General features: G+C 63.5%; 22 protein-coding genes. 11 read left to right on the top strand and 11 right to left on the bottom strand.

Going from position 1 to position 25,835, the window contains the following annotated elements:
- Positions 1–12: 12 nt before the first annotated feature.
- The 3 genes from CAG00_RS11975 to CAG00_RS11965 all read left to right on the top strand — a co-directional run bounded on the left by CAG00_RS11975 (position 13) and on the right by CAG00_RS11965 (position 2,563).
- The gene (locus CAG00_RS11975; protein WP_085664342.1) at positions 13–1,611 is read left to right on the top strand and encodes a GMC family oxidoreductase; all 1,599 of its coding nucleotides are present in this window, start codon (positions 13–15) and stop codon (positions 1,609–1,611) included.
- Positions 1,612–1,723: 112 nt separating this feature from the next.
- Positions 1,724–2,203 (top strand): pantetheine-phosphate adenylyltransferase, encoded by a 480-nt coding sequence (coaD, locus tag CAG00_RS11970; protein ID WP_003249065.1) that lies wholly within the window; start codon positions 1,724–1,726, stop codon positions 2,201–2,203.
- Between the two features lie 108 nt (positions 2,204–2,311).
- Positions 2,312–2,563, top strand: a complete 252-nt coding sequence (locus tag CAG00_RS11965) for a YfhL family 4Fe-4S dicluster ferredoxin (protein WP_013974644.1) — start codon at positions 2,312–2,314, stop codon at positions 2,561–2,563.
- 168 nt (positions 2,564–2,731) lie between these two features.
- On the opposite strand, the gene mutM is transcribed toward CAG00_RS11965, so the two are convergent.
- Together mutM and CAG00_RS11955 are read right to left on the bottom strand one after the other, a co-directional pair.
- Complete coding sequence (mutM, locus tag CAG00_RS11960; RefSeq protein ID WP_010955661.1) at positions 2,732–3,544, bottom strand: bifunctional DNA-formamidopyrimidine glycosylase/DNA-(apurinic or apyrimidinic site) lyase; 813 nt, start codon at positions 3,542–3,544, stop codon at positions 2,732–2,734.
- A 3-nt stretch (positions 3,545–3,547) separates the two neighbouring features.
- A complete protein-coding gene (locus tag CAG00_RS11955; RefSeq protein ID WP_176240881.1) occupies positions 3,548–4,366 on the bottom strand; it encodes an HDOD domain-containing protein in 819 nt (272 codons plus the stop codon).
- 191 nt (positions 4,367–4,557) lie between these two features.
- On the opposite strand from CAG00_RS11955, the gene CAG00_RS11950 reads away from it, so the two are divergent.
- From CAG00_RS11950 to ilvD, 3 genes are all read left to right on the top strand, one after another.
- Positions 4,558–5,097: a type 1 glutamine amidotransferase domain-containing protein gene (locus CAG00_RS11950; protein ID WP_085664340.1), complete on the top strand. Its 540-nt coding sequence runs from the start codon at positions 4,558–4,560 to the stop codon at positions 5,095–5,097.
- A 201-nt stretch (positions 5,098–5,298) separates the two neighbouring features.
- Complete coding sequence (locus tag CAG00_RS11945) at positions 5,299–6,495, top strand: class I SAM-dependent rRNA methyltransferase (protein ID WP_013974648.1); 1,197 nt, start codon at positions 5,299–5,301, stop codon at positions 6,493–6,495.
- 271 nt (positions 6,496–6,766) lie between these two features.
- A complete protein-coding gene (gene ilvD, locus CAG00_RS11940; RefSeq protein WP_085664339.1) occupies positions 6,767–8,608 on the top strand; it encodes a dihydroxy-acid dehydratase in 1,842 nt (613 codons plus the stop codon).
- A 173-nt stretch (positions 8,609–8,781) separates the two neighbouring features.
- Here ilvD and CAG00_RS11935 read toward each other — a convergent pair whose 3' ends face one another.
- A complete protein-coding gene (locus CAG00_RS11935) occupies positions 8,782–9,837 on the bottom strand; it encodes a phosphorylcholine phosphatase (RefSeq protein WP_025340989.1) in 1,056 nt (351 codons plus the stop codon).
- Positions 9,838–10,081: 244 nt separating this feature from the next.
- Here CAG00_RS11935 and CAG00_RS11930 point away from each other — a divergent pair, with 244 nt between their 5' ends.
- Positions 10,082–11,473 carry an L-cystine transporter gene (locus tag CAG00_RS11930; RefSeq protein ID WP_085664338.1) on the top strand — a complete coding sequence of 464 codons (1,392 nt, stop codon included), beginning with the start codon at positions 10,082–10,084 and terminating at the stop codon, positions 11,471–11,473.
- Positions 11,474–11,507: 34 nt separating this feature from the next.
- Here CAG00_RS11930 and CAG00_RS11925 read toward each other — a convergent pair whose 3' ends face one another.
- Positions 11,508–12,026, bottom strand: a complete 519-nt coding sequence (locus CAG00_RS11925; RefSeq protein WP_085664337.1) for a dihydrofolate reductase — start codon at positions 12,024–12,026, stop codon at positions 11,508–11,510.
- A 111-nt stretch (positions 12,027–12,137) separates the two neighbouring features.
- On the opposite strand from CAG00_RS11925, the gene CAG00_RS11920 reads away from it, so the two are divergent.
- Both CAG00_RS11920 and CAG00_RS11915 read left to right on the top strand, forming a co-directional pair.
- Entirely contained in the window at positions 12,138–13,529 is a 1,392-nt protein-coding gene (locus CAG00_RS11920; RefSeq protein ID WP_085664336.1) for a DUF2868 domain-containing protein, read from the top strand.
- Entirely contained in the window at positions 13,522–14,886 is a 1,365-nt protein-coding gene (locus CAG00_RS11915; RefSeq protein WP_085664335.1) for a GTPase/DUF3482 domain-containing protein, read from the top strand. The genes CAG00_RS11920 and CAG00_RS11915 overlap by 8 nt, the downstream gene beginning before the upstream one ends.
- Positions 14,887–15,011: 125 nt before the next feature.
- Here CAG00_RS11915 and CAG00_RS11910 read toward each other — a convergent pair whose 3' ends face one another.
- The 4 genes from CAG00_RS11910 to CAG00_RS11895 all read right to left on the bottom strand — a co-directional run bounded on the left by CAG00_RS11910 (position 15,012) and on the right by CAG00_RS11895 (position 19,522).
- Positions 15,012–15,560, bottom strand: a complete 549-nt coding sequence (locus tag CAG00_RS11910; RefSeq protein WP_085664334.1) for a phosphonate degradation HD-domain oxygenase — start codon at positions 15,558–15,560, stop codon at positions 15,012–15,014.
- A 133-nt stretch (positions 15,561–15,693) separates the two neighbouring features.
- Positions 15,694–16,719: a putative 2-aminoethylphosphonate ABC transporter substrate-binding protein gene (locus CAG00_RS11905; RefSeq protein ID WP_085592463.1), complete on the bottom strand. Its 1,026-nt coding sequence runs from the start codon at positions 16,717–16,719 to the stop codon at positions 15,694–15,696.
- 18 nt (positions 16,720–16,737) lie between these two features.
- Positions 16,738–18,462: a putative 2-aminoethylphosphonate ABC transporter permease subunit gene (locus CAG00_RS11900; protein WP_085664333.1), complete on the bottom strand. Its 1,725-nt coding sequence runs from the start codon at positions 18,460–18,462 to the stop codon at positions 16,738–16,740.
- A 1-nt stretch (position 18,463) separates the two neighbouring features.
- Positions 18,464–19,522 (bottom strand): putative 2-aminoethylphosphonate ABC transporter ATP-binding protein, encoded by a 1,059-nt coding sequence (locus CAG00_RS11895; protein WP_025340998.1) that lies wholly within the window; start codon positions 19,520–19,522, stop codon positions 18,464–18,466.
- Between the two features lie 329 nt (positions 19,523–19,851).
- Here CAG00_RS11895 and CAG00_RS11890 point away from each other — a divergent pair, with 329 nt between their 5' ends.
- Positions 19,852–20,820 (top strand): RHS repeat-associated core domain-containing protein, encoded by a 969-nt coding sequence (locus CAG00_RS11890; RefSeq protein ID WP_085664332.1) that lies wholly within the window; start codon positions 19,852–19,854, stop codon positions 20,818–20,820.
- Between the two features lie 256 nt (positions 20,821–21,076).
- Here the strand turns inward: CAG00_RS11890 and CAG00_RS11885 are convergent, their stop codons facing one another.
- Both CAG00_RS11885 and CAG00_RS11880 read right to left on the bottom strand, forming a co-directional pair.
- A complete protein-coding gene (locus CAG00_RS11885) occupies positions 21,077–21,946 on the bottom strand; it encodes a LysR family transcriptional regulator (RefSeq protein WP_085664331.1) in 870 nt (289 codons plus the stop codon).
- Positions 21,947–21,955: 9 nt separating this feature from the next.
- The gene (locus CAG00_RS11880) at positions 21,956–24,169 is read right to left on the bottom strand and encodes a heavy metal translocating P-type ATPase (protein ID WP_085664330.1); all 2,214 of its coding nucleotides are present in this window, start codon (positions 24,167–24,169) and stop codon (positions 21,956–21,958) included.
- 84 nt (positions 24,170–24,253) lie between these two features.
- Here CAG00_RS11880 and cadR point away from each other — a divergent pair, with 84 nt between their 5' ends.
- A complete protein-coding gene (gene cadR, locus CAG00_RS11875) occupies positions 24,254–24,697 on the top strand; it encodes a cadmium resistance transcriptional regulator CadR (protein WP_016712550.1) in 444 nt (147 codons plus the stop codon).
- A 122-nt stretch (positions 24,698–24,819) separates the two neighbouring features.
- Here the strand turns inward: cadR and CAG00_RS11870 are convergent, their stop codons facing one another.
- Positions 24,820–25,791: a thymidylate synthase gene (locus CAG00_RS11870; RefSeq protein WP_013974664.1), complete on the bottom strand. Its 972-nt coding sequence runs from the start codon at positions 25,789–25,791 to the stop codon at positions 24,820–24,822.
- Positions 25,792–25,835: the final 44 nt, after the last annotated feature.

Below are 25,835 nucleotides of genomic sequence, written 5' to 3'. Positions count from 1 at the left end.
AGAGCAGCGCCAATGCCTGTACCCGACCCGTTTCGCCAAGGCCTGGAAAGCGGCTGGATCACCCACGACGCCTCGCGCCTGGAGCACGACCTCACGCTGGAAGCCGACGTTGCCGTGATCGGCAGCGGTGCCGGTGGCGCTACCAGCGCGCAAATGCTCAGCACTGCCGGCTTCAAGGTGCTGCTGATCGAAGAAGGCCCGCTGAAGACCAGCAGCGATTTCCACCTGCTGGAAAACGAAGCCTATGCCAGCCTGTATCAGGAAGGCCTGGGCCGCATGAGCAAGGACGGCGCCATCACCATCCTCCAGGGCCGCGCCGTGGGCGGCACCACGCTGGTCAACTGGACCTCGAGCTTTCGCACGCCGCCACAGACCCTGGCGCACTGGGCCGCAGCCCACAACGTGAGCGGCCTGGGCGAGGAGCAGATGCGCCCCTGGTTCGAGCGCATCGAGCAGGAACTGGGCATCACCCCCTGGGCCCTGCCACCGAACGCCAACAACGACGTGCTGCGCCGTGGCTGCGAACAGCTGGGCTACCGCTGGGCGGTGATCCCGCGCAACGTGCGCGGCTGCTGGAACCTGGGCTACTGCGGCATGGGTTGCCCGGTGAATGCCAAGCAGTCGATGCTGGTCACGCGTATTCCCGCCACCCTCGAACAAGGCGGCGAGCTGCTGTACCTGGCTCGGGCCGAGCGCTTCGAGCACAACGGCGAGCGCATCCAGGGCCTGTCATGCCAGGCGCTGGATAGCCAGGGCATACACGCCACAGGCCGGCAGGTCCGCGTTCGCGCGCGTCACTACATCCTTGCCGGTGGCGGCATCAACAGTCCGGCCCTGCTGCTGCGTTCCGACGCGCCCGACCCGCATGGCCGTCTGGGCAAACGTACCTTCCTGCACCTGGTCAACTTCAGCGCAGCACGCTTCAACGACCGTATCGACCCCTACTATGGCGCCCCGCAGTCCATCTACAGCGACCATTTCCAATGGCAAGGCGGCAGCGACGGCCCGGTTGGCTACAAGCTGGAAGTACCACCGCTGCACCCGGCCCTGGCGAGCACCCTGCTGGGCGGGCACGGCCACGAGAATGCCCGGCGCATGGCCGAACTGCCACATACCCACGTGATGCTGGCGCTGCTGCGTGACGGCTTCCACCCACAAAGCCAGGGCGGGGCCGTGGAGCTGCGCGGCGATGGCTCACCGGTGCTCGATTACCCGGTCACCGACTACCTGCGCGACGGCCTGCGCCGCGCCTACCGCAGCATGGCGCAGATCCAGTTCGCCGCCGGCGCCAACCAGGTCACCCCCGTGCACAGCGATGCCAGCGCCGCGTCCAACCTGGAGCAGGCCTTGGCCATGATCCACAAGTTGCGCCTGGAGCCGTTCCGCACGCGCTTGGGCAGCGCTCACGTGATGGGTGGCTGCGCCCTCGGCGACGACCCGCGCCAGGCGGTATGCGACAGCCTTGGCCGTCATCACCAGCTGGAAAACCTGTCGGTTCACGACGGCTCGCTGTTCCCCACCAGTATCGGCGCCAACCCGCAACTGTCGGTGTATGCCATCAGCGCCAGGCTCACCGAAGCGCTGGTCGCCCGCCTGGCACACAGCGCATGACAAGGAACAGGCCCCCTGTCTATAGTGCCATCAGCCGGCCGCATGACTTGGCCGGGGCGCCGTCGCTGCGCTACCATCCGACTCCCCAACGCACTCCAGCCAGGATGACGCGATGAACCGAGTGTTGTACCCGGGTACTTTCGACCCCATTACCAAAGGCCATGGCGACCTGGTCGAGCGCGCCTCGCGGTTGTTCGACCACGTGATCATCGCGGTGGCGGCCAGCCCGAAGAAAAACCCGCTGTTCCCGCTGGAACAACGGGTGGAGCTCGCCCGTGAGGTCACCAAGCACCTGCCCAATGTCGAAGTCATCGGCTTCTCCTCGCTGCTGGCGCATTTCGCCAAGGAACAGGGCGCCAACGTCTTCTTGCGTGGCCTGCGTGCGGTGTCCGACTTCGAGTACGAGTTCCAGCTGGCGAACATGAACCGGCAACTGGCCCCCGACGTCGAGAGCCTGTTCCTCACGCCTTCGGAGCGCTACTCGTTCATTTCCTCGACCCTGGTCCGGGAAATTGCCGCGCTGGGCGGTGATATCAGCAAGTTCGTCCACCCGGTGGTGGCCGATGCGCTGACCGAACGCTTCAAGAAGTGACCTTTAGCGGCTGATCATCGCGCCCGCGTGCACTGCGGGCGCGAATGCGGCACAATTGTGCCCACTGCGTTGAACATGCCCGGGCGCAGAGCCCCGGCCGGAGTCCCCATGTCCCTGATCATCACCGACGATTGCATCAACTGCGACGTCTGCGAACCCGAGTGCCCGAACGAGGCCATCTCCCAAGGCGAAGAGATCTACGTGATCGACCCTAACCTGTGCACCCAGTGCGTGGGCCATTACGACGAGCCGCAATGCCAGCAGGTCTGCCCGGTCGACTGCATCCCGCTGGATGAAGCGCACCCGGAAACCGAAGAAGAGCTGATGGCCAAGTACCGCCGGATTACTGGCAAGGCCTGATCGCTGCCTGGCCGCCTCTACGCGGTCCCTGTGTGGGAGCGGCCTTGCGTCGCGATGGGGCGCGAAGCGGCCCCAGGATTTCAGCTTCGCAGCAGAAACTGCCGGGGCCGCTGTGCGGCCCTTTCGCGATGCAAGGCCGCTCCCACAAGAGGTACCGAGTAACTTGCCTCAGCGCTGGCATCGCGGGCAATACACACTCGCCCTCTGCCCCAGCTTCACCTCGCGCAACTCCGTGCCACACACCTTGCACGGCTGCCCGCCCCGCCCGTACACGAACAATTCCTGCTGGAAGTACCCCGGCTGCCCGTCGCCACCGATGAAGTCGCGTAGCGTGGTGCCGCCCTGCTCGATCGCCGCCGCCAGCACGCGCTTGATCTCGATCGCCAGCTTCAGGTAACGCGCCCGGGAAATCCCGCCCGCTTCCCGACGAGGGTCGATGCCGGCGGCAAACAGCGCCTCGGTGGCGTAGATGTTGCCCACCCCCACCACCACCGCGTTGTCCATGATGAACGGCTTGACCGCCATCGACCGCCCACGGGACAGCTGGAACAGCCGCTCGCCGTCGAACAGGTCGGTCAGCGGCTCCGGCCCCAGGCGCAGCAGCAGTTCGTGGTTGAGCGGGTCGAGGCTCCACAGCATCGCGCCAAAGCGGCGCGGGTCGGTGTAGCGCAGCATCAACCCCGACTCCAGCTCGATATCCACGTGCTCATGCTTGGCCGCCGGCAAGCCCAGCTCGACCAGGCGAAGGTTGCCCGACATGCCCAGGTGACTGATCAGGGTGCCGACCTCGGCATTGATCAACAGGTACTTGGCACGCCGCTCGACACTGACGATGCGCTGCCCCGACAGGCGCACATCCAGGTCTTCCGGAATCGGCCAGCGCAGGCGCCGGTCACGCACCACCACCCGGCTGACGCGCTGGCCTTCCAGGTGGGGCGCAATACCGCGCCGGGTGGTTTCTACTTCTGGCAATTCCGGCATGTGTCAGTGCCCGCCCAACTCGCGAATGTTCTGCTTGAGGTTTTCGAAATCGTATTCCGACAAGCCAATGTAATCGAGCACCAGCGGGCCGACCACATTCCATTCGTGGTCCACGGCCTGGTTGCCCAGCACCCGGTAAGATGCGCAGATGTGCTCGGCCATCTTCAGCACCGCCAGCAGGTTTTTAAGCTGGCTTTGGGTATTGCGCGAGCTCTCGTCGCGGAACACCGCCACGGCGTTGTGGTGGTTGGCAATGGCCGCGCTGAGGTGCTCGGGCAGGCGCCAGGACTTGGCAGTGAAATAGCCGACCACCGAATGATTGGTATTGAACGCGCGGTTTTCGGTGTCGACCACGCGGGTTTCCTCGTCGGCCTTGGCATAGGCCTCTTCCAGCACATCCATGTAGTCGGGGAAGCGCTTGAGCATCAGCGGCACGCCACAGTCATGGAACAGGCCCAGGGTGTAGGCCTCGTCCGCCGCCTGGATGCCGGTGCGCTTGGCCAGGGTCAGGCAGGTCATCGCCACGTCCTGGGCGGTGTCCCAGAAGCGGTTGAGGGTAACGATGGTCTCGTCGCTCATCTCGCCCTTGATCGACTGGGCGTTGATCAGGTTGATGATCGAACGGCTGCCCAGCAGGTTCACCGCGCGCTGGATCGAACCGATCTTGTTGGAAAGGCCGAAATGCGGGGAGTTGACCAGTTTGAGCAAGGCACCCGAGAGGCCCGGGTCCTGGGAAATCAGCTTGGCGATGGTTTCCAGGTCCGGGTCAGGCATGTACTGCTCGAACTGCAGATCGACCATGATCTGCGGTTGCGGCGGGATAGTGATGCCTTGCAAGGCTTGCTGGATCTGTTCGGCGCTGAGTTCTTGGGACATACGTGCACACTCGTTTGGGACCGGCGATTCTAACCCTCCAGACCGGAAATGGACCAACCACTGAATCGTTGCGCCGGAACTTTACTTTATCCATCCGTGCCTCTTTCTCATATTCATCAAGGAAAGGAGCAAGGCCCATGAGTGCAGAACTGAACGGCAAGCGAGTAGCTTTCCTGGTCACCGACGGCTTCGAGCAAGTGGAACTGACAGGCCCTCGCGAGGCCCTGGAACAGAGCGGCGCGGTGGTGGACATCCTCAGCGACAAGGAGGGCACGGTACGCGGCTGGAACCACGACCAGCCAGCCGACGCATTCGCCGTGGACGCAACCTTCGAAAGCGCCCACCTGGACCTCTACGATGCCCTGGTGCTGCCCGGCGGCGTGCAAAACTCTGACACGATTCGGTTGATCCCCACCGCGCAGAAACTGGTGAAAAGCCACGATTCGGCTGGCAAGCCGCTGGCGGTGATCTGCCACGGTGGCTGGTTGCTGGTGTCGTGCGGGCTAGCCAAGAGCAAGCGGCTGACCAGCTACAAGACCCTGCAGGACGACATCCGCAATGCCGGCGGAGACTGGGTGGATGAAGAAGTGGTAGTCGATGGCAACCTGATCACCAGCCGCCAACCCGATGACATTCCGGCGTTCAACCAGCAACTGATAAAGGCATTGGCAGCCTGACGCCATCTCATGGCCAACGCGAGACCTGCAGGAGCGGCCTTGTGTCGCGAAAGGGCCGCAAAAGCGGCCCGGCAATCCATGCAGCGCTGCTGAAACCCTGGGGTTGCAGCGCAGCCCTTTCGCGACACAAGGCCGCTCCCACAACGGGCATGCGGCCCGGCAACAGGCTATAATCCCGCTCTTTTTTCCCGGAGCGACGTCATGTCCCTGCCCAGCCTACGCCTCAAAGCCAATGCCGACCGCCGCCTGCGCGCCGGCCACCTGTGGGTCTACAGCAACGAAGTCGACGTCAGCGCGACCCCGCTGCAAGGCTTCCAGGCCGGCCAGCAGGCTGTTCTCGAGGCGGCCAACGGCAAGCCGCTGGGTATCGTCGCACTGAGCCCGAACAACCTGATCTGCGCCCGCCTGCTGTCGCGCGACGCCAAGCTGCCGCTGGACAAGTCGCTGCTGGTGCACCGCCTGAACGTCGCCCTGTCGCTGCGCCAGCGCCTGTTCGACCAACCGTGCTACCGCCTGGTCTATGGCGATTCCGACCTGTTGCCAGGCCTGGTTGTCGACCGCTTCTTCGACATCCTCGTGGTGCAATTGGCCTCGGCCACCATGGAAGCGCACAAGGACGACGTGATTGCAGCCCTGGTACAGGTGCTCAAGCCAAGCGGCATCCTGTTCAAGAACGACTCCTCCGCACGTGACGCCGAAGGCCTGCAGCGCTATGTCGAGACCGTCTATGGCGAAGTGCCGGACTGGGTGCCGCTGGAAGAGAACGGCGTCAAGTTCGAAGCCCCGGTACGCGAAGGCCAGAAGACCGGCTGGTTCTACGACCACCGCATGAACCGTGCACGCCTGGCGCCGTACGTGAAAGGCAAGCGCGTGCTCGACCTGTTCAGCTACATCGGTGGCTGGGGCGTGCAAGCCGGTGCCTTCGGCGCCAGCGAAGTGTTCTGCGTCGACGCCTCGGGCTTTGCCCTGGACGGCGTGGAGCGTAACGCCGCGCTGAACGGCATCAGCGAGAAACTGACCTGCATCGAAGGCGATGTATTCGAGGCCCTGCGCGAACTGAAGGCCGCCGAAGAGCGCTTCGACGTGATCATTGCCGACCCACCCGCCTTCATCAAGCGCAAGAAAGACCTGAAGAACGGCGAAGCGGCCTACCGCCGCCTGAACGAGCAGGCCATGCGCATGCTGACCAAGGACGGCATCCTGGTCAGTGCCTCGTGCTCGATGCACCTGCCCGAGGACGACCTGCACAACATCCTGCTGACCAGCGCCCGTCACCTGGACCGCAACCTGCAGTTGCTCGAACGCGGCGGCCAAGGCCCGGACCACCCGGTGCACCCGGCCATCGCCGAAACCCGCTACATCAAGAGCATCACCTGCCGGTTGCTGCCAAACAGCTGATATCCGCTAAAAAGGGCCGCCAAGCGGCCCTTTCCTGCTGCAATCTCCCCGCCAGCTATCCACATCTGCATTCCCTCGCCGCGCCAGCGGTGTAGAATCGGCCTATTCATCGCCAGTCATCCCCGGCGGGTTTATGAGCTCTGCCCAAGCACGCGGCGATCCCGCGAGGTCTTCGGCCCCATCCGTGCCAGTGGCAACCGGCCTGCGGTACAAAGGACAAGAGAAGCTCACTCCCCTTTTTGTGACCTGATTAAGCCGCCAGGAGTGTTTCATGCCTGATTATCGTTCCAAGACTTCCACCCAAGGCCGCAACATGGCCGGCGCCCGTGCCCTGTGGCGCGCCACCGGGATGAAGGACGAAGACTTCAAGAAACCGATCATCGCCATCGCCAACTCGTTCACCCAGTTCGTCCCGGGCCACGTGCACCTGAAGGACCTGGGCCAGCTGGTCGCCCGCGAAATCGAACGCGCCGGTGGCGTGGCCAAGGAATTCAACACCATCGCGGTCGATGACGGCATCGCCATGGGCCACGACGGCATGCTCTACTCGCTGCCAAGCCGCGAGATCATCGCCGACGCCGTGGAGTACATGGTCAACGCCCACTGCGCCGACGCCATCGTGTGCATCTCCAACTGCGACAAGATCACCCCCGGCATGCTGATGGCCGCCCTGCGCCTGAACATCCCGGTAATCTTCGTCTCCGGCGGCCCGATGGAAGCCGGCAAGACCAAGCTGGCCAGCCACGGTCTGGACCTGGTCGACGCCATGGTCATTGCCGCCGACTCCTCGGCTTCCGACGAAAAAGTCGCCGAATACGAGCGCAGCGCCTGCCCGACCTGCGGTTCGTGCTCCGGCATGTTCACCGCCAACTCGATGAACTGCCTGACCGAAGCCCTGGGCCTGGCCCTGCCGGGCAACGGTTCGACCCTGGCCACCCACGCCGACCGCGAGCAGCTGTTCCTCACCGCCGGCCGCACCATCGTCGAGCTGTGCAAGCGCTACTACGGCGAGAACGATGAGTCGGTACTGCCGCGCAACATCGCCAACTTCAAGGCGTTCGAGAACGCCATGATGCTCGACATCGCCATGGGCGGCTCGACCAACACCATCCTGCACCTGCTGGCTGCCGCCCAGGAAGCCGAGGTGGCGTTCGACCTGCGCGACATCGACCGCCTGTCGCGCAAGGTGCCGCAGCTGTGCAAGGTTGCGCCGAACATCCAGAAATATCACATGGAAGACGTGCACCGTGCCGGCGGCATCTTCAGCATCCTCGGCTCGCTGGCCCGTGGCGGCCTGCTGCACACCGACCTGCCGACCGTGCACAGCCGCAGCATGGAAGAAGCCATCGCCAAGTGGGACATCACCCAGACCGATGACGAAGCCGTGCACACCTTCTTCAAGGCCGGCCCTGCCGGCATCCCGACCCAGACGGCATTCAGCCAGTCGACCCGTTGGGAATCCCTGGATGACGACCGTGAGAACGGCTGCATCCGCAGTGTCGAGCACGCCTATTCGCAGGAAGGCGGCCTGGCCGTGCTGTACGGCAACATCGCGGTGGATGGCTGCGTGGTGAAAACCGCCGGTGTCGACGAGTCGATCCTGGTGTTCGAAGGCACCGCGAAGATCTTCGAGAGCCAGGACAGCGCCGTACGCGGCATCCTCGCCGACGAAGTGAAGGCCGGCGACATCGTGATCATCCGCTACGAAGGCCCGAAAGGTGGCCCGGGCATGCAGGAAATGCTGTACCCGACCTCGTACCTGAAGTCCAAGGGCCTGGGCAAGGCTTGCGCCCTGCTCACCGACGGCCGCTTCTCGGGCGGCACCTCGGGCCTGTCGATCGGCCATGCCTCGCCGGAAGCCGCCGCTGGCGGCGCCATCGGCCTGGTGCGCGACGGCGACAAGGTGCTGATCGACATCCCGAATCGTTCGATCAACCTGCAGGTCAGCGACGAAGAGCTGGCCGAGCGCCGTGTCGAGCAGGACAAGAAGGGCTGGAAACCGGCTGAAGTACGCCCACGCAAGGTGACCACCGCGCTGAAGGCCTATGCCCTGCTGGCGACCAGTGCCGACAAGGGCGCTGTGCGTAACAAGGCGATGCTGGAAGGGCTGTGAGGCTCTGACGGTATGAATGAAGAACCGGCGCCCTGGGCGCCGGTTTTTTATGCCTGTAAGGGCCCTTTCGCGGGTAAACCCGCTCCCACAGGTACAGTGCCTGGCTCAAAGGCTGCGGAGTCCTTGTGGGAGCGGGTTTACCCGCGAAGAGGCCAGCACAGGCACCACATGGCTTACTGAATCTGCTCCGGCGTCACGATCACCCAGTTCTTGTCCGCCGTCACCGGCAGCCCTTCCTTGGCCTGCGCCGCGGCATTCCTGGCAATCATCCCGTTCATCTGGTCCATGTACTTGGCCTTGCGGTTTATCCACAGGTGGATGCCACCTTTGCCCACATCCACCCCATGAAACTGCATGTAGCCATCACTGGTCGGCGTATCGCCCCCCACCAGCACCGGTTTCTTCCACTCATCGATATAGGTCAGGATCGCCGCCTGCTTGCCTGCCATCCAGGTGGCCGGGGTCCACAGGTACGGGGTCAGCTCCAGCCCCACGTTGGCCTTGGCATCATAGTGCCCGGCGCTGATCTGCTTGCGCGCGGTGGTCAACTGGCCGCTGGCGCGGTCCTTCAGCAACAGGCTCACGCCAATCACATTCTGCGGCTTCACGTTGTAACCGTACTTGGGGTCCGACGCGACCATGCGCACCAGCTCCTCGGAAGCAGCGGAAATCACATAGACCTCGATACCGTTCTCCATCAGCTTGTTGTACAGCTCGGCCTGGCCCTTGAAGACCTTGGGTGGCTGTACCTCGATGGCCTTGACCTGGTCCCCTTCGTAATAGGTGGCCGGGATCGGTTTGCCGGAGGCCATCAGCTCATCCACCTGCACCTTCAGCTCCTGCAGGGTAAAGCCGGAGAACACCTGGGCCACCCACGGGTAGCAGACCATGTCGTCCACTTCGCACAGCCGGTAGTAGTAACTGAACAGGCTTTCCTTGTGCTCGGCGGTGTCCTTGAACGGCATCAGCTTCAACGAGGGGTCGAGCTTGTCGCGGCTCAGCAGGCCCTTGTTTTCCATGAACGGCAGCAAGGCCTCTTCAAGGTCGTAGCGGTAACTGGTGTTGTCCATGTCGAAGACAGCGTAGTTACCCTTGTTGGCATTGGCGGCAATCATGCCGTCGAGCTGCCTGGCTGCCTCGGCGGGCCAGTGCTTGAGCTCGGTGGCGAAGGTTTCGATACTGAACAGCAGGGACAGGCCGATGGCGACGGCTTTCGGAGCGAACTTCATGTACGAATCTCCTGAAATGACCCAGAAACGCTAGTGCAACAATCCCCGCCGGCAGCCTTTGATAACGACCTCCATGCAGCTGCAAACGCCGTGTTCATTGCAATCCGCGACACGCCGTTATTCCATAAACGACTATGCACATTCCATTTGGGTATAAATTCGTTTGTTTTCAGCCTGTTAGCATTTCCGTTCGTAATCGCTCACAGAGGCGATGCCTCTTCTGCTTTTTTCTGCTGGAGCTTCAATGAACCTGCCGCTGTCCCTTAACCTGCTGGCGTTCCTGGCCCTGTTGCTGGGCCTGGCACAAACCCGCCGCACCGACTGGAGCCTGGCCAGGAAAGTATTGCTGGGCCTGGTGCTGGGCGTGGTGTTCGGCCTGATCCTGCATACCGTCTATGGCGCTGGCCACCCCGTACTCAAGGCCACCATCAGCTGGCTCGACCTGGTCGGCAACGGCTACGTCGGCCTGTTGCAGATGATCGTCATGCCGCTGATCTTCGCCTCGATCCTCAGTGCCGTGGCGCGCCTGCACAATGCCTCGTCACTGGGCCGCATCAGTGTGCTGAGCATTGGCACCCTGCTGCTGACCACCGCCATCGCCGCATTGATCGGCATCGTCCTGACCAACCTGTTCGGCCTGAGCGCCGAAGGCCTGGTGGCCGGCGCGCAGGAAAGCGCGCGCATGCAGGTTATCCACAGCGACTACGCCGGCAAGGTCGCCGACCTCAACATCCCGCAACTGCTGCTGTCGTTCATCCCCAGCAACCCGGTAGGTGACCTGGCACGGGCCAAGCCGACCTCGATCATCAGCGTGGTGATCTTTGCCGTGTTCCTCGGCCTGGCCGCGCTGCAGCTGATCAAGGACGATGCCGAGAAAGGCGAACGCGCGCTGTCGGCCATCGACACCCTGCAGGCCTGGGTGATGCGCCTGGTGCGGGTGGTGATGAAGCTGACCCCGTATGGCGTACTGGCGCTGATGACCAAGGTGGTGGCCAGCTCGAACATGGAAGACATCCTCAAGCTGGGCAGCTTCGTGGTGGTGTCGTACCTGGGCCTGGCCCTGATGTTCGTGGTGCACGGCGTTATCCTCGCCGCCACCGGCGTGAGCCCGCTGCGCTTCTTCCGCAAGGTGTGGCCGGTGCTGACCTTCGCCTTCACCAGCCGCTCCAGCGCCGCCAGCATTCCGCTGAACATCGAAGCGCAAACCCGCCGCCTGGGCGTACCGCAGTCGATTGCCAGCTTCAGCGCATCTTTCGGTACCACCATTGGCCAGAACGGCTGCGCCGGCCTCTATCCCGCAATGTTGGCGGTGATGGTGGCGCCGGCGGTGGGCATCGATACCTTCGACCCGCTGTGGATCGCCACCCTCGTGGCCATCGTCACCTTGAGTTCGGCAGGTGTTGCCGGCGTAGGTGGCGGTGCGACTTTCGCCGCGCTGATCGTGCTGCCGGCCATGGGCTTGCCGGTGGAGCTGGTGGCGTTGCTGATTTCGGTGGAGCCGCTGATCGACATGGGCCGCACGGCGTTGAACGTGAACGGTTCGATGACCGCAGGGGTGGTGACCAGCCAACTGCTGAAAGAGACCGACAAGGATGTGCTGGCTGGCGATGAACATGCCGAGCTGAGTCATACTTAAAAATCAAAGGGGCCGCTATGCGGCCCCAAATTGATCAGCGACGATCCCAAACTTCAAAATGGTAACTGGGTGCGTCAGTTTCAGCAGGCTGGGGATCTTGGGAAATAATCTTCCATTTGGAATCGTCGACCTTGGGAAACCACGCATCTCCTTCTGGAGCATAGTCAACCTGGGTCAGGTACATCCGGTCCACTAGCTCCTGCTCTAGGGCTTGCCCATAGAGTTGGGCGCCGCCAATCAGCATAAGCTCATCCACCCCATTTTCTCTTGCCCAGCTATCTGCCCGTTCAATAGCTTCAGCCAGAGAGGGTAGGACTTCCGCCCCATCGAGCTTCAGGCCCGCCTGGCGGCTTACAACGATGTTCAAGCGCCCCGGCAAAGGACGGCCAAGAGAGTCCCATGTCTTACGCCCCATGATGATGGGCTTACCCATCGTTTGAGCTTTGAAAAATTTAAAATCCCCCGGCAAATGCCAGGGCATGCGGTTATCGATGCCAATTACACGGTTCGCACCAATGGCAGCAATCAGGCAGAGGGGAAGTGGTTTTTTCATGCTGGCGAGAATACCAAACAACCCGGTGAAGATATCTAGCTAACTGTCGAGATCTATCTAGCGAAGCTCACAATTTTCCGTGTGGGTTATGCTTCTGCCCTGACCTGTGCAATGGAAGACCTTGTGACCGCACCGACTTCACTGGACAAGCGCTGGCTCACCGAAGCGGTACGCCTGCGCGAGGAACATGCCGGCCCCCTGGAGGACCAGGAAGCCAACCGCCGCGCCCGCCAGGCAGGCGGTGACCTGGCGGCCCGCATCGAAACCCGTGCCCTGTTCCTGGCCGAACGCGACGGCATCAGCACCGCCCTGCGCCACTGGAAACAGGGCGCACGCCTGGCGCTGCTGGCCTTGCTGGTGCTGGCCGTGCTCAGCGGCGCAGGGTTGGCACTGGCCGCCCTGGGCGACGGGCAGCGCCCGGTGAATGTGTTCTGGGCCCTGGGCAGCCTGCTCGGCCTGAACCTGCTGATGCTGCTGGGCTGGGCCATCGGCTTTGCCCTTAGCGGCGAGCATGGCGCGGGGCTGGGCCGCCTGTGGCTGTGGCTGAGCGAACGCTTTGCCCGTGACGCCAAGGCCGCGCACCTGGCACCGGCGCTGCTGGTGCTGCTGCAACGCCAGCGCCTGAACCGCTGGCTGCTCGGCCTGCTGGTGCATGGCCTGTGGCTGCTGGCGATGATCACCGCACTGGGCATGCTACTGGCCTTGCTGGCAACCCGGCGCTATGGCTTTGTCTGGGAGACCACCCTGCTCGCCGCCGACCCGTTCATCCACCTGACCCAAGCCTTGGGCGCGCTGCCCTCGTTACTGGGCTTCACGGTACCCGACGAGACCATGATCCGCGCCAGTGGCGACAGCCAGCCGGCCCTGGACCTGGCGCGCCAGGCCTGGGCCAGCTGGCTGCTTGGCGTGGTGCTGGTGTACGGCCTGCTGCCGCGTCTGCTGCTGGCCGGGCTGTGTCTGTGGCGCTGGCGTCAAGGCCGCCAACACCTGGCGCTGGACCTCAGCCTGCCCGGCTACGCACAGCTGCGTGAAGCGCTGATGCCACGCAGCGAACGCATCGGCGTCCAGGATGCCGCGCCCGAGGCCTTGCCGCAGTTTGCCGCTGGCCAGCTGGAAAGCGGCAGCAGCGGTGCCCTGCTGGTCGGCCTGGAGCTGGACGACCAGCACCCCTGGCCACCCGCCCTGCCGAAAAGCGTGACCAGTGCCGGCGTGCTCGACAGCCGCGAATCGCGCAACCGCCTGCTCGAACAGCTCAGCCGTTTTCCGCCGGCACGCCTGGCCATCGCTTGCGACCCGCGCCGTTCGCCCGACCGCGGCAGCCTGGCGCTGCTCGCCGAGCTGGCACGCAATGCCGGCGCCACCCGCATCTGGCTACTGCAGGCCGCACCGGGCGAGGCCTTGGACGCCCAGCGCCTGGGCGACTGGCACGAAGCCCTCGACCGCCTTGGCCTGGCGCATGCCGATACCTCGCCGCTGACCTGGCTGGAGCATGGCCATGACTGAGCCGCTGAAACTGGCCGTGGTCGGCCACACCAACGTCGGCAAGACCTCGCTGCTGCGCACCCTGACCCGTGACGTCGGCTTTGGCGAAGTCTCCCACCGCCCCAGCACCACCCGCCATGTGGAAGGTGCGCGGCTGTCGGTGGACGGCGAACCCTTGCTCGAGCTGTACGACACCCCGGGCCTGGAAGACGCCATCGCCCTGCTCGACTACCTCGAACGCCTGGAGCGCCCGGGCGAGCGCCTGGACGGCCCGGCCCGCCTCGAGCGCTTTCTGCAAGGCAGCGAGGCACGCCAGCGTTTCGAGCAGGAGGCCAAGGTGCTGCGCCAGCTGCTTGCCAGCAATGCCGGCTTGTATGTGATCGATGCCCGCGAACCGGTGCTGGCCAAATACCGCGACGAACTGGAAGTGCTGGCCAGTTGTGGCAAGCCGCTGCTACCGGTGCTGAACTTCGTCGCCAGCCACCAGCACCGCGAGCCGCAATGGCGTGAAGCCCTTGCCAGGCTTGGGCTTCACGCGTTGGTGCGGTTCGACAGCGTGGCCCCGCCAGAGGATGGCGAGCGCCGGTTGTACGAAAGCCTGGCCCTGCTGCTGGAAGACGCCCGCCCGGCCCTGCAGCGGCTGATCGACGACCAGCAGGCACAGCGCCTGGCGCGCCGGCACAGCGGCAAGCGCCTGATTGCCGAGCTGCTGCTGGACTGCGCCGCCTGCCGGCGCAGCGTCGAGGCCGAACCGGCTGCCGAAGCCCGGGCCATCGAGGCATTGCGGCAAGAGGTGCGCCAGCGCGAGCAGCGCTGTGTCGAGGCACTGCTCAAGCTGTATGCCTTCCGCCGCGAGGACGCCTATGCCAGCGACCTGCCGTTGCTGGATGGCCGTTGGGGCGATGACCTGTTCAATCCCGAAACCTTGAAGCTGCTGGGCGTGCGCCTGGGCAGTGGTGTGGCCGCCGGTGCTGCGGCGGGTGCCGGGGTGGACCTGCTGGTCGGCGGCCTGACACTGGGGGCTGCCGCCCTGGCCGGAGCGATTGCCGGCGGCGCGCTGCAGACGGCGCGCAACTATGGGTCGCGGTTGATGGGCAAGCTCAAGGGCAAGCGCGAGCTGACGGTGGACGACACGGTGTTGCGCCTGCTGGCCTTGCGTCAGCAGCAGTTGATGGTGGCGCTGGAAAACCGCGGGCATGCGGCGCAGGACAGCATTCGGCTGGGGGAGCTGGATGAGAAGGCCTGGCGGGAGGGCAAGTTGCCGGAGGCGCTGAGCAAGGCGCGGGCGCATCCGCAGTGGTCCACCCTCAACCCTGGGGCGAAGCTGAACCAGGCTGAGCGGCAGGAACAGCTGGAGGCGCTGGTTTCACAGTTTTGATCAAGCAGGTCTGGCCTCTTCGCGGGTAAACCCGCTCCCACAGGTATCTCACATTCCTTGAGATGTGCACTATTCCTGTGGGAGCGGGTTCACCCGCGAAGAGGCCCGCACAGGCAGCCCACATCTCAAAGTAATGCCAAAGCCTTCCGCTTCAACCCATCCAGGTCAATCACCGTCACCCCGACCACCTTGGCCCGCTCATCCCACTCCCTCATCCGCAAGCTCACCTCGAACAGCGGATCCCGCTCGAACACATCCGCCTCGTCCTCGCTCATCACGCCCCCCTGATACTCCAAGGTCCGCCGGCTCGCCTCACTCAACCGCTGGTAATACCCAGGCTGGCGCAAAGTCAGGTAGCGCTTGGCCTCCACGTGATACTGCACCAGCCGCGCCATGCGTTCGCCGAAACCGCAGCGGCGTAAATACTCGGCGCCGATGCGCTCATGGCTGACCACGCCATAGCCGCCCATGCTGGCGTCACCGCCGCACAGGTGGCCGATGTCGTGGAAGAACGCCGCCAGCACCACTTCGTCGTCGAAGCCTTCTGCCATGGCCAGTTGCGCGGCCTGGGACATGTGTTCGAGCTGGGTGATGGCTTCGCCGATGTAGTCGTCACTGCCGTGGCGTTCGTACAGCGCGAAGGTGCTGTCGATGATCTGGGCTGGGGTGGGCATCACTGTTTATTCCTGGCTGGATTGCAGCAGTGGCTTCTTCGCGGGCATGCCCGCTCCCACAAGGATCGCACACAGCTGAAGGACTGCGCGGTACCTGTGGGAGCGGGCGCGCCCGCGAAGAGGCCGATACAGGTTACTGCTGAGCCACCTTCTCCGACTTGCCGTCATAGCGCTTGCGCCACTCGGCCAGGATCTGGTCACGGTTCTTCGAGGCCCAGGCAAAGTCGTTCTTGATCAGGCGCTGTTCATAGTCCGCCGGCAGTTCGGTCTGCGGCTTGGCAATACCCGGGGCAGCCAGCACGGCGAAGTTCTCCTTGTACAGCTCCATGGCCGCCGGGCTTGCCGAGAAATCAGCCAGGCGCTTGGCCGCATCCGCTTTTGGCGAACCTTTGATCACCGCAGTCGCCTCGATCTCCCAGCCCAGGCCTTCCTTCGGCAGCACGATGTCCAGCGGCGCGCCCTGGCGCTTGAGCTGCACGGCCGGGTACTCGAACGAGATACCGATCGGGAATTCACCCGCTGCGGCAAGCTTGCACGGCTTGGAACCGGAATGAACGTACTGGCCGATGTTCTGGTGCAGCGCATCCATGTACGCCCAACCCTGCGGCTCGCCAAAGGTCTGCAGCCAGGCACTGACATCCAGGAAGCCGGTGCCGGACGAGGCCGGGTTCGGCATGACGATCTTGCCCTTGTACTCGGGCTTGGTCAGGTCCTGCCAGCTCACCGGCTTGCTCAGGCCCTGCTTCTCGGCCTCGATGGTATTGAAGCAGATGGTCGCGGCCCACACGTCCATCCCGACCCAGGCTGGTGGGTTGGCAGCATCGCGGTAATTGGCGGCAATCTTGCCCAGGTCCTTCGGTGCGTAGGCTTCGAGCATGCCGTTCTGGTCGAGGATGGCCAGGCTGGAAGCAGCCAGGCCCCACACTGCGTCGGCTTGCGGGCGGTCTTTCTCGGCCAGCAGCTTGGCGGTGATGATGCCGGTGGAGTCACGAACCCACTTGATCTCGATGTCCGGGTTGGCCTTCTCGAAGGCCTGCTTGTAGCTCTTCAGCTGTTCGGCTTCCAGGGCGGTGTAGACCGTCAGCTGGGTACCAGCGGCCGAAGCCTGCAGGCTGAACACGGCGGAAACGGCAGCGGCAAGTGCAAGGTGCTTGTACATGGGTAGGTTCCTTACAGGTCAGACGGTCGCGGCGCGTTGGCGCCAGGCTTGGGAGCGGCGCAGCAGGCCGCGTGAGGCTGCGGCCAGCAGCAGTGACGCGCCGGCACTGGTCAGCAGGATCAGGGTGGACATGGCGGCGGCACCACCGACATTGCCGGCGTCATCCATGTTCAGCACGGCGACGGCAGCCAGGATGGTGTCGGGGCTGTACAGGAAGATCGCCGCCGACACGGTGGTCATCGCCGAGACGAACAGGTAGCGAATGATGTCCAGCAGCGCCGGCAGGCAGATCGGCACGGTAACCCGCAGGAAGTGCCTGTACAGCGGCGCCTTCAGCGACAGCGCGGCGGCCTCGAACTCGCCGTCGAGCTGGCGCAGGGCGGTGGTCGCGGTCATCTGCGCGGTAGTCAGGTAGTGGGCGATGGTGCACACCACCAGCAGCCCCATGCCGCCGTAGAACACATGCAGTGGGTTGCCGTTCAGGTTGAAGAAGAATACGTAGCCCAGGCCCAGCACCAGGCCCGGCACGGCCATGGGGATGAAGCTGAGCAGGCGCAGCGCCTGGTTGAGCAGGCGTTGGCCCTGGGTCTTCTCCATCAGGTAGGTGCCGGTGAAGATCACGATGCTGCCGATCAGCGCGGTGCCGATGGCCATGGTCACGCTGTTGCGGTAGGCCAGCCAGCCACCACCGGCGGTGTCCTCGAACATGTAGTGACGCAGCGACAGCGACAGGTTGTAGGGCCAGAAAGTGACCAGCGACGAATACACCGCCATGCCGATCACCAGCAGCAATGCCGCGCACACCAGCAGCACGATCGCCAGGAAGCAGGCATCACGGCCCCGCGACGGCTTGGGCTCGAACACCTGGGCACGGCCGCTCATGGCCTCGCCCTGGCGCCGGCGCAGCCAGGCATCGACGGTAAAGCTGAACAGCGCCGGCAACAGCAGCACCATGCCGATCAGCGCGCCGCGGCCGAACTGCTGCTGGCCGACCACAGCCTTGTAGGCTTCCAGGGCCAGCACCTGATAGTCGCCGCCGACCACGACCGGTACACCGAAGTCGGTGATGGTCAGGGTGAACACCAGGCAGAGCGCTGCGAATACTGCCTGGCGCGTGGCCGGCCAGGTGATGCTGGTGAACGCTCGCCAAGGGCCGGCACCCATGCTGGACGCTGCGTCGAACAGGCGTGCATCGGCCAGCGATAGCGCCGACAGCAGGATCATCAGGGCATGCGGGAAGGTGTAGATGGCCTCGCCCAGCACAATGCCCCAGAAGCCATAGATGTTGTCGCTGAGCAACCCGCGCAGCAGCCCTTGGTTACCGAACAGGTAGACCAGGGCGATGGCCGGCAGCATTGACGGCGCCAGCAGCGGCAGCAACGAAATCCCCCGCCACAGGCCTTTGCCCGGAATCAGCGTGCGTTGCAGGGCATAGGCGAACAGGTAGGCCAGCGGCACCACGATGGCAGCCACCGTGAAGGCCACCGTCAGGCTGTTGCCCAGCAGCCAGTGGAAGTTTTCGCTGGCGAACAGCTCGCGGGCCGCCAGCAGGCCGCCACCCTGGCCCGCTTCTGCGCTGAAGCCGCGCCAGAAGATCGCCAGCAGCGGCATCAGCACCGCCAGCACCAGAAGGATCAGCAGCAGGCTCTTGCCGCCGACGACGAACAACCGGTCGCCCAGGGCGACGCCAGCACGCGGCGTGGCCTTGGCCTGGCTCAGCGGCAGGGACATTGGCGCGGCCATCTCAGGCAAACACCTGCAGGCTCTGCGGCGGCAGCGCCACCCAGATGTCCTGCGAGCCCAGCCGCGGCATGGCCTCGGGGGCCAGCTCCGCCAGCAGTGCATGGCCAGGCAGCGCCTTGAGCTCGAAGCTCATGCGACAGCGGTTACCGAGGAAGGTGATTTCACGGACCATGGCCGGGAAAAGGTTTTCTTCGTGCACCGCCGGGTTGACCGTGATCGCCTCCGGGCGGCAGAACAGCCGGCCGCTGCTGGGTCGGGCCGAACCTGGTGCCAGACGCATGTTCATGCCACCGACCTGGGCATGGCTGTCACTGCTGCGCTGGAACGGCAACCAGTTGCCCTGGCCGACGAACTCGGCAACGAACGGCGTGGCCGGCTGGTCGTAGATTTCCTGCGGGGTGGCGTACTGCTCGACCTGGCCGTTGTTCATCACCGCAATGCGGTCGGCCATCAGCATGGCCTCGTCCTGGTTGTGGGTGACCATCAGCGTGGTGATACCCAGCTGGCGCTGCAGCTGGCGCAGTTCGGTGCACAGGTGCTCGCGCACCCGGGCGTCCAGCGCCGACATCGGCTCGTCCAGCAGCAGCAACGACGGCGACGGTGCCAGCGCACGGGCCAGGGCCACACGCTGCTGCTGGCCACCGGAAAGCTGACCGGGGTACTTCTTCTCGCTGCCGGCCAGGCCCACCAGTTCGAGCATTTCGGCCACTCGCTGGCGAGCCTGCTCGCGGCCGCTGCCAGTCAGGCCATAGGCGATGTTGGCTTCGACGGTGAGGTTGGGGAACAGCGCGTAGGACTGGAACAGGATGCCGTAGTCACGGGCCTGGGGTGGCAGCTCGGAGATATCGCGCTCGCCGATGTACAACGTACCGCGGTCCTGGCGCTCCAGGCCGGCGATGCAGCGCAGCAAGGTGGTCTTGCCGCAGCCGGACGGCCCGAGCAGGCACACCAGTTCGCCGGCGGCGATGTCCAGCGAGACATCGTTCAGCGCCGTGAAGGCACCGAAGCGCTTGTGGATATTGCGCACTTTCATCTGTGCGCCGGGGGTGGTGTGATTCATGGCAGGGCCTCATCGAAGAGATGGGGGCCATGCTAGGAAGGCTGTGCGAAGGTTCTGTGGCTTTAGGGCAAAAGCGGGTGATAGTGGTATAGGCAGATTTGCTAATGACCAGCAGGCCGCCAGCCTCTTCACGGGTAAACCCGCGACATCAGCATAAACCGGCGACCTAGCCGCCTTGAGCTACGCCTTTAGCCCGCACTCGAGATGACCGCGCTGGTGCCATCGTCTACGCCATTGGCAGCATGCCGGCACAACCTGATATTTCTATCAGTTTGAAGTCCCGAACCAAGATGCTTCAATAAAAGCTGAAACCCTTATGAGCAGTGAACATGAATAAATTCTTTTACGACAACACGCGTCTATCAGTCGTTTTAAAATCAGACCGTGGACACCGCTTAATTTCAGCCGCCGGGACTGCACTGAGTGAAAGTTCGAGTCCCAAATCAGCATCTCATCTACTTAAAGGAACAGACAACACTGGCAGCACGCTTCTTTTATCACCACAGGGAAAGCAGCCTTCGACGCAGCTTGTCTACTCCTGCTACGGTTATATCGACACCAGAGATCGCGCACTTCCGCTGGCACTTTACCAAGGTGGTATCCTCGATACTTTTTTGGGCGGCTATATTTTAGGCATTAGACTCCACCATTTACTCTTGATGAGGTTTACTTCCCCTGACAGGTTTAGTCCATTTATGGCTGGTGGTCTTAACACTTATGCCTTTTGCAACGGAGACCCAATAAACTATACCGACCCCAGCGGGCACGTACGAATTCCTGCATTGGCAAAGCTAGCCACAGGGGTTCTAGCAAAAAAACATGCCATCAAGTTTGGAACTAAAAATGACGTTTTTCGACTTAAGAACGGAGAATATAAAAAAGTCATATACCAGTGGACTGATAGAAAGTATGAGAAATATTTGAACTTTTCGACAGAGCGGTACAAGCAATATGTGCAGGAACTCTCAAAAATACCCCGCGACAGCCCCTTCGAAAATAAAATCCTCGAAAACCATCCAGAGCTTAAACTGGAGGCGAAATATCACTCATATCAACACGCATTTGCCGAAATAGAGAGACTCGGGTTTAAAGATAGAAGAAATATATTACCCAAGCATTTCACCAAAATAACTAAATGGAGAAAAGCAGGATTTTTTGACGAGTTCGGTGATATGCCTTTGGAAGACGCTCTAATGGCGCTGTCCAACAACCCAAACGCAACTGCGGCTTTAAATACGCTGTCGCATTGGCGTAAGGTGATAGAAACCGTGGCGAGCGTGAGGAACTTGAATACTTGATCGTCTCTCAGACAGCAGTGTAACTCATCATGGATCTGGCCACTGAGTTTACCGTTTGCTTGGCCCGTGGATTATCGCTGACTGCTTCAAAGGCCTACAACTGCATGTAACGTCGAGTGGCCTTGGTCATCTTGGTTTCTCTGGTGAAAGTCGGGTCCGCAAACTCAACGTAAGCCGGGAACCACGATGACCATCCTCTTTCGCCCGCAGGCCTTCGGCTAGTTCAGTTACACCACTTCCCGAGAAACGATCGGGCCTAGAACTGCGAACCCACCACCTCTTGCGCCACCCCAAGGAAGGCCGCTGGCAACCGGGCCTGGCGCCGCTCCTTCAGGCAATACAGGTACTCATGCATCACCGGCGCGTTCTCCAGCGCCAGCACCCGCAACTCAGGGTTGTGCGGCACCTCGTGCCGGGCAATCACGCTGATGCCGATATTGCGCAGTACCGCCTCACGGATCGATTCGCGGCTGCCAATCTCCAGCAACGCCCCGGCTTTCACCCCGGCCTCCTGCATCATCTGCTCGGTCAGCTTGCGTGTGGTCGAGCCCTTCTCGCGCATCAGCAGGCAATGCCCGGCCACCACGTCAATGGACACCGCCTGGCGGTGCGCCAGCGGGTGGTTTCGATGCACCGCCACCACCAACGGGTCAGTCCCCAGCACCCGCCGCACCAGCCGAGCGTCGTCCAGCAGTTGCGACGAAGCGGCGATATCCACCCGGTAGTCCTCGAGCATCTCCAGCACCTGCTGCGAGTTGCCGATTTCCACCGCCACTTCCACCTGCGGCAGGCGTTCGCGGTAGATCTTCACCAGGTCGAGAATGTAGTAAGGCGCCGTGGCCGCAATGCGCAGGCTGCCCTGGGCCTGGCCGCTGTTGCGCAGCTCGAACTCGATGTCGGCCTCCTGCTGCAGCAGTGCCTTGACCATCGGCAGCAGGCGCACGCCCTCCTCGCTCAGCACCAGGCGCCGCCCGCCGCGGTAGAACAGCTCCACCGCGTACTGGCTCTCCAGGTTGCGAATCTGCGTGGTCACCGTGGGCTGGCTGAGGCCGAGCTTCTTCGCCGCCAGGGTGATGCTGCCCAGGCGGGCCACCATGTAGAAGGCTTTAAGCTCCGAACTCAGCATGCACGTCCTCTATTTGCGCAACAGGCGCAAGCCGTTGAACACCACCAGCAGGCTCACGCCCATGTCGGCAAACACCGCCATCCACATGGTGGCCATGCCGGCAAAGGTGATCGCCAGGAATATCGCCTTGATGCCCAACGCCAGAACGATGTTCTGCATGAGGATCGCCGCACTTTGGCGCGACAGCCTGACGAAGGCAGGGATTTTCCGCAAGTCGTCGTCCATCAGCGCCACATCGGCGGTCTCGATGGCGGTGTCGGTACCGGCTGCCGCCATGGCAAAACCGATCTCGGCACGAGCCAGCGCCGGGGCGTCGTTGATGCCGTCACCGACCATGCCCACCCGATGGCCCTGGGCGTACAGGGTTTCGATGCTCTTGAGCTTGTCGGCAGGCAGCAGGTTGCCTTCGGCACGGTCGATGCCCACCACGGTGGCGATGGCCTGGGCGGTATGCGGATTGTCACCGGTCAGCATGACAGTCTTGATGCCCAACTCATGCAGCTCGGCGATGGCCTGGCGACTGCTTTCCTTCACCGTGTCGGCCACCGCGAACAGCGCCAACGGGCCGGAGCGGTCGAGCAGAAGCACCACGGTCTTGCCCTGGCGCTCCAGCACATCCAGCTGGGCCTCGAGCTCGGGCGAGCACAGCCCCAGCTCCTCGACCAGACGGTGGTTACCCAGGTGGTAAACCTCACCCGCGATGGTACCGCGCACGCCGCGCCCGGCCAGGGCGGCGAAGTCATCGACCTCGCTCAAGGCCAGGCCTTGCTCCTTGCCGAACTGGGCAATGGCGCGGGAAACCGGGTGATCCGAACGCTCGCCCAGGCTGGCGGCCAGGGCTTGCGCGCGGCCTTCGAACAGCGGCTCCAGTACCTTGGCGTCGGTCTGCACCGGCTTGCCGTGGGTGATGGTGCCGGTCTTGTCCAGGGCCAGGAAGTCCAGCTGGCGCCCGCCTTCCAGGTACACGCCACCCTTGATCAGGATGCCCTTGCGCGCGGCGGCAGCCAGGCCGCTGACGATGGTCACCGGGGTCGAGATCACCAGGGCGCATGGGCAGGCCACCACCAGCAGCACCAGGGCGCGATAGACCCAGTCGAACCAGGCACCGGCCATGAACAGCGGCGGTATCACCGCAACAGCCAGGGCAATGGCGAACACTACCGGGGTGTAGATGCGCGAGAAGCGGTCGACGAAACGCTGGGTAGGCGCCCGCGCGCCTTGCGCTTCCTCGACGGCCTTGATGATCCGCGCCAGGGTCGATTGCCCGGCAGCAGCGATAACGCGGAACTCCAGCGCCCCTGCCTGGTTGATGGTGCCGGCGAACAACTTGTCGCCCACGGCCTTCTCCACAGGCAGGCTTTCGCCGGTGATCGGCGCCTGATCGACGGTGGATTGCCCGCTGGTCACTTCTCCGTCCAGGCCAATTCGTTCGCCGGGGCGCACCCGCACCAGGGCCCCGATGGCCACCTCCCGCACCTCCACTTCCCGCCACTGGCCATCGGCCTGGCGCACGGTGGCCATGTCCGGGGTGAGCTGCATCAGGCCGCCAATGGCGTTGCGCGCGCGGTCCAGCGAGCGGGCTTCGATCAGCTCGGCGACGGTGAACAGCACCATCACCATGGCCGCTTCCGGCCACTGACCGATCAGCACCGCGCCAGTCACGGCAATGCTCATCAGCGCGTTGATGTTGAGGTTGCGGTTTTTCAGGGCGATCCAGCCCTTCTTGTAGGTACCCAGGCCACAGCCGAGGATCGCTGCCAGCGCCAACGCCGCCACCACCCACTCCGGGGCCAGCGCGGCAAAGTGCACGATTTCGGCGGCGATCGCGGCAAGACCGGACAGCGCCAGCGGCCACCAGCGGGTCTTGACCACTTGTGGCGCGCTGGCCGTGCCATCGTCTTCGGCGCCAAGCGGCTCGGCCTTCATGCCCAGGCTGTCGATGGCCTGCTCGATTTCAGCAGTGCCACCCAGGGTGTGGCGCACGCCAAGCACACGGTTGATCAGGTTGAATTCCAGCTGCTCGATACCGGCCAGCTTGCCCAGCTTGTCCTGGATCAGGGTCTGCTCGGTAGGGCAGTCCATGGCCTCGATGCGAAAACGGCTGAACTGGGCGTGGCTGCTGGCCTTTTCGCTCAGCTGGACCGAGGCTGGCGCAGCAGCGCTGCCACAGCAGCTGTGGGCGTGGTGATCGTGCTTGTGTTCGTGGCTGACAGGCTGGTTCATGGGGTCATCCTTAATTTGAGCCTGTTGCCAAGTGAACACCCTGTAGCCACTATAGGGTCAAGCCACTTGCTGGAGAATTTCGTGATGAAGATCGGAGAACTGGCCAAAGCCACCGACTGCGCCGTGGAAACCATCCGCTACTACGAGCGTGAACAGCTGCTGCCGGAGCCGGCGCGCAGCGACGGCAACTACCGGCTGTATACCCAGGCCCACGTCGAGCGGCTGACGTTCATCCGCAACTGCCGCACCCTGGACATGACCCTGGATGAAATCCGCAGCCTGCTACGCCTGCGCGACAGCCCCGATGATTCGTGCGGCAGTGTCAATGCGCTGATCGACGAACATATCGAGCATGTGCAGGCACGGATCGATGGTCTGGTGGCGTTGCAGGAACAGCTGGTGGAGCTGCGGCGGCGCTGCAATGCGCAAGGGGCGGAATGCGCGATCTTGCAGCAACTGGAGACGAACGGGGCGGTATCGGTGCCGGATACCGAGCATTCGCATGTGGGGCGAAGCCACGGGCATTGAGATTCTGGGGCTGCTTTGCAGCCCATCGCGACACAAGGCCGCTCCTACAGGCTACGCGATCTCCTGTAGGAGCGGCCTTGTGTCGCGAAAGGGGCGCAAAGCGCCCCCGGCAATCTAGAACATCAGACGGCCATCGGCGCCGTCATCGGCGCATGATGCTCATACCCTTCGAGCCAGAAATCGCTCGGCTCGATCTTCTCCAGCCACTCCGGCTCGTACTTGCCCGTCTCGGCAAACGCCGGCACACGGTCGCTGATCACCAGCTTCGGCGCTTCCAGCGGCTCACGCTTGAGCTGCTCGTTGAGCATGTCCAGGTGGTTCTCATACACATGGGCATCGCCGATGAAGTAGGTGAACCAGCGCGGGGTGTAGCCGGTCAGGCGGCCGAACAGCGACAGCAGCGCCGCGCCTTCGGTGAGGTTGAACGGCGTGCCCAGGCCCAGGTCGTTGGAGCGGATGTAGAGGGTCAGGGAAATCTCCCTGGTCTCCACATTCGGGTGGAACTGGTACAGCAGGTGGCACGGCGGCAGGGCCATTTCGTCCAGCTGCGCGCAGTTCCAGCCGTGGAACAGGATACGCCGGCTGCCCGGGTCATTGGCGATGGTGTCCAGGCACTGGCGCACCTGGTCGATGGCCTTGTACAGGATGACGAACGCGACGCCGTCCTCCTCGTCCTGGGCGATGCGGCGGAAGCCCGCCTTCTCGGCCATTTCGATGGCGGCCGGGTTGCTCAGCGGGATGCGCTTGTAGCCCGGCCACTGGCGCCATTGCACGCCGTAGATCTCGCCCAGGTCGTCATGGCCCTGGCGGAACGGGTTGGCCAGCCACTGGGCGTTCTCGTTGGCGTTCTGGTCCCAGACCTTGCAGCCCAGTTCGCGGAATTCACCGGCGTTCTTCACGCCACGCAGGAAACCGACCATTTCGCCGATCGCCGACTTGAACGCCAGTTTGCGCGTGGTAATGGCCGGGAAGCCCTTCTGCAAGTCGAAACGCAGCATGGCGCCCGGCAGGCTGATGGTGCGGATGCCGGTGCGGTTGCCCTGCAGCGTGCCGTTGTCGATGACGTCGCGGACCAGGTCCAGATACTGTTTCATGGCTTACCTGTAGCAAAAACGGCAGGGGGATCGCCCCTGCCGTG

Source organism: Pseudomonas sp. B5(2017), assembly GCF_002112825.1.
In the GTDB taxonomy this organism is placed as follows: Bacteria; Pseudomonadota; Gammaproteobacteria; order Pseudomonadales; family Pseudomonadaceae; genus Aquipseudomonas; species Aquipseudomonas putida_Z.
This window is presented reverse-complemented; position numbering and strand designations above follow the sequence as displayed.

Bases quoted from the DNA above. Each gene is read 5' to 3' on its own strand.
- CAG00_RS11975 (WP_085664342.1), top strand. From the start codon at position 13: ATGCCTGTACCCGACCCGTTTCGCCAAGGCCTGGAAAGCGGCTGGATC.
- coaD (WP_003249065.1), top strand. From the start codon at position 1,724: ATGAACCGAGTGTTGTACCCGGGTACTTTCGACCCCATTACCAAAGGC.
- CAG00_RS11965 (WP_013974644.1), top strand. From the start codon at position 2,312: ATGTCCCTGATCATCACCGACGATTGCATCAACTGCGACGTCTGCGAA.
- mutM (WP_010955661.1), bottom strand. From the start codon at position 3,544: ATGCCGGAATTGCCAGAAGTAGAAACCACCCGGCGCGGTATTGCGCCC.
- CAG00_RS11950 (WP_085664340.1), top strand. From the start codon at position 4,558: ATGAGTGCAGAACTGAACGGCAAGCGAGTAGCTTTCCTGGTCACCGAC.
- CAG00_RS11945 (WP_013974648.1), top strand. From the start codon at position 5,299: ATGTCCCTGCCCAGCCTACGCCTCAAAGCCAATGCCGACCGCCGCCTG.
- ilvD (WP_085664339.1), top strand. From the start codon at position 6,767: ATGCCTGATTATCGTTCCAAGACTTCCACCCAAGGCCGCAACATGGCC.
- CAG00_RS11935 (WP_025340989.1), bottom strand. From the start codon at position 9,837: ATGAAGTTCGCTCCGAAAGCCGTCGCCATCGGCCTGTCCCTGCTGTTC.
- CAG00_RS11930 (WP_085664338.1), top strand. From the start codon at position 10,082: ATGAACCTGCCGCTGTCCCTTAACCTGCTGGCGTTCCTGGCCCTGTTG.
- CAG00_RS11925 (WP_085664337.1), bottom strand. From the start codon at position 12,026: ATGAAAAAACCACTTCCCCTCTGCCTGATTGCTGCCATTGGTGCGAAC.
- CAG00_RS11920 (WP_085664336.1), top strand. From the start codon at position 12,138: ATGGAAGACCTTGTGACCGCACCGACTTCACTGGACAAGCGCTGGCTC.
- CAG00_RS11915 (WP_085664335.1), top strand. From the start codon at position 13,522: ATGACTGAGCCGCTGAAACTGGCCGTGGTCGGCCACACCAACGTCGGC.
- CAG00_RS11910 (WP_085664334.1), bottom strand. From the start codon at position 15,560: ATGCCCACCCCAGCCCAGATCATCGACAGCACCTTCGCGCTGTACGAA.
- CAG00_RS11905 (WP_085592463.1), bottom strand. From the start codon at position 16,719: ATGTACAAGCACCTTGCACTTGCCGCTGCCGTTTCCGCCGTGTTCAGC.
- CAG00_RS11900 (WP_085664333.1), bottom strand. From the start codon at position 18,462: ATGGCCGCGCCAATGTCCCTGCCGCTGAGCCAGGCCAAGGCCACGCCG.
- CAG00_RS11895 (WP_025340998.1), bottom strand. From the start codon at position 19,522: ATGAATCACACCACCCCCGGCGCACAGATGAAAGTGCGCAATATCCAC.
- CAG00_RS11890 (WP_085664332.1), top strand. From the start codon at position 19,852: ATGAATAAATTCTTTTACGACAACACGCGTCTATCAGTCGTTTTAAAA.
- CAG00_RS11885 (WP_085664331.1), bottom strand. From the start codon at position 21,946: ATGCTGAGTTCGGAGCTTAAAGCCTTCTACATGGTGGCCCGCCTGGGC.
- CAG00_RS11880 (WP_085664330.1), bottom strand. From the start codon at position 24,169: ATGAACCAGCCTGTCAGCCACGAACACAAGCACGATCACCACGCCCAC.
- cadR (WP_016712550.1), top strand. From the start codon at position 24,254: ATGAAGATCGGAGAACTGGCCAAAGCCACCGACTGCGCCGTGGAAACC.
- CAG00_RS11870 (WP_013974664.1), bottom strand. From the start codon at position 25,791: ATGAAACAGTATCTGGACCTGGTCCGCGACGTCATCGACAACGGCACG.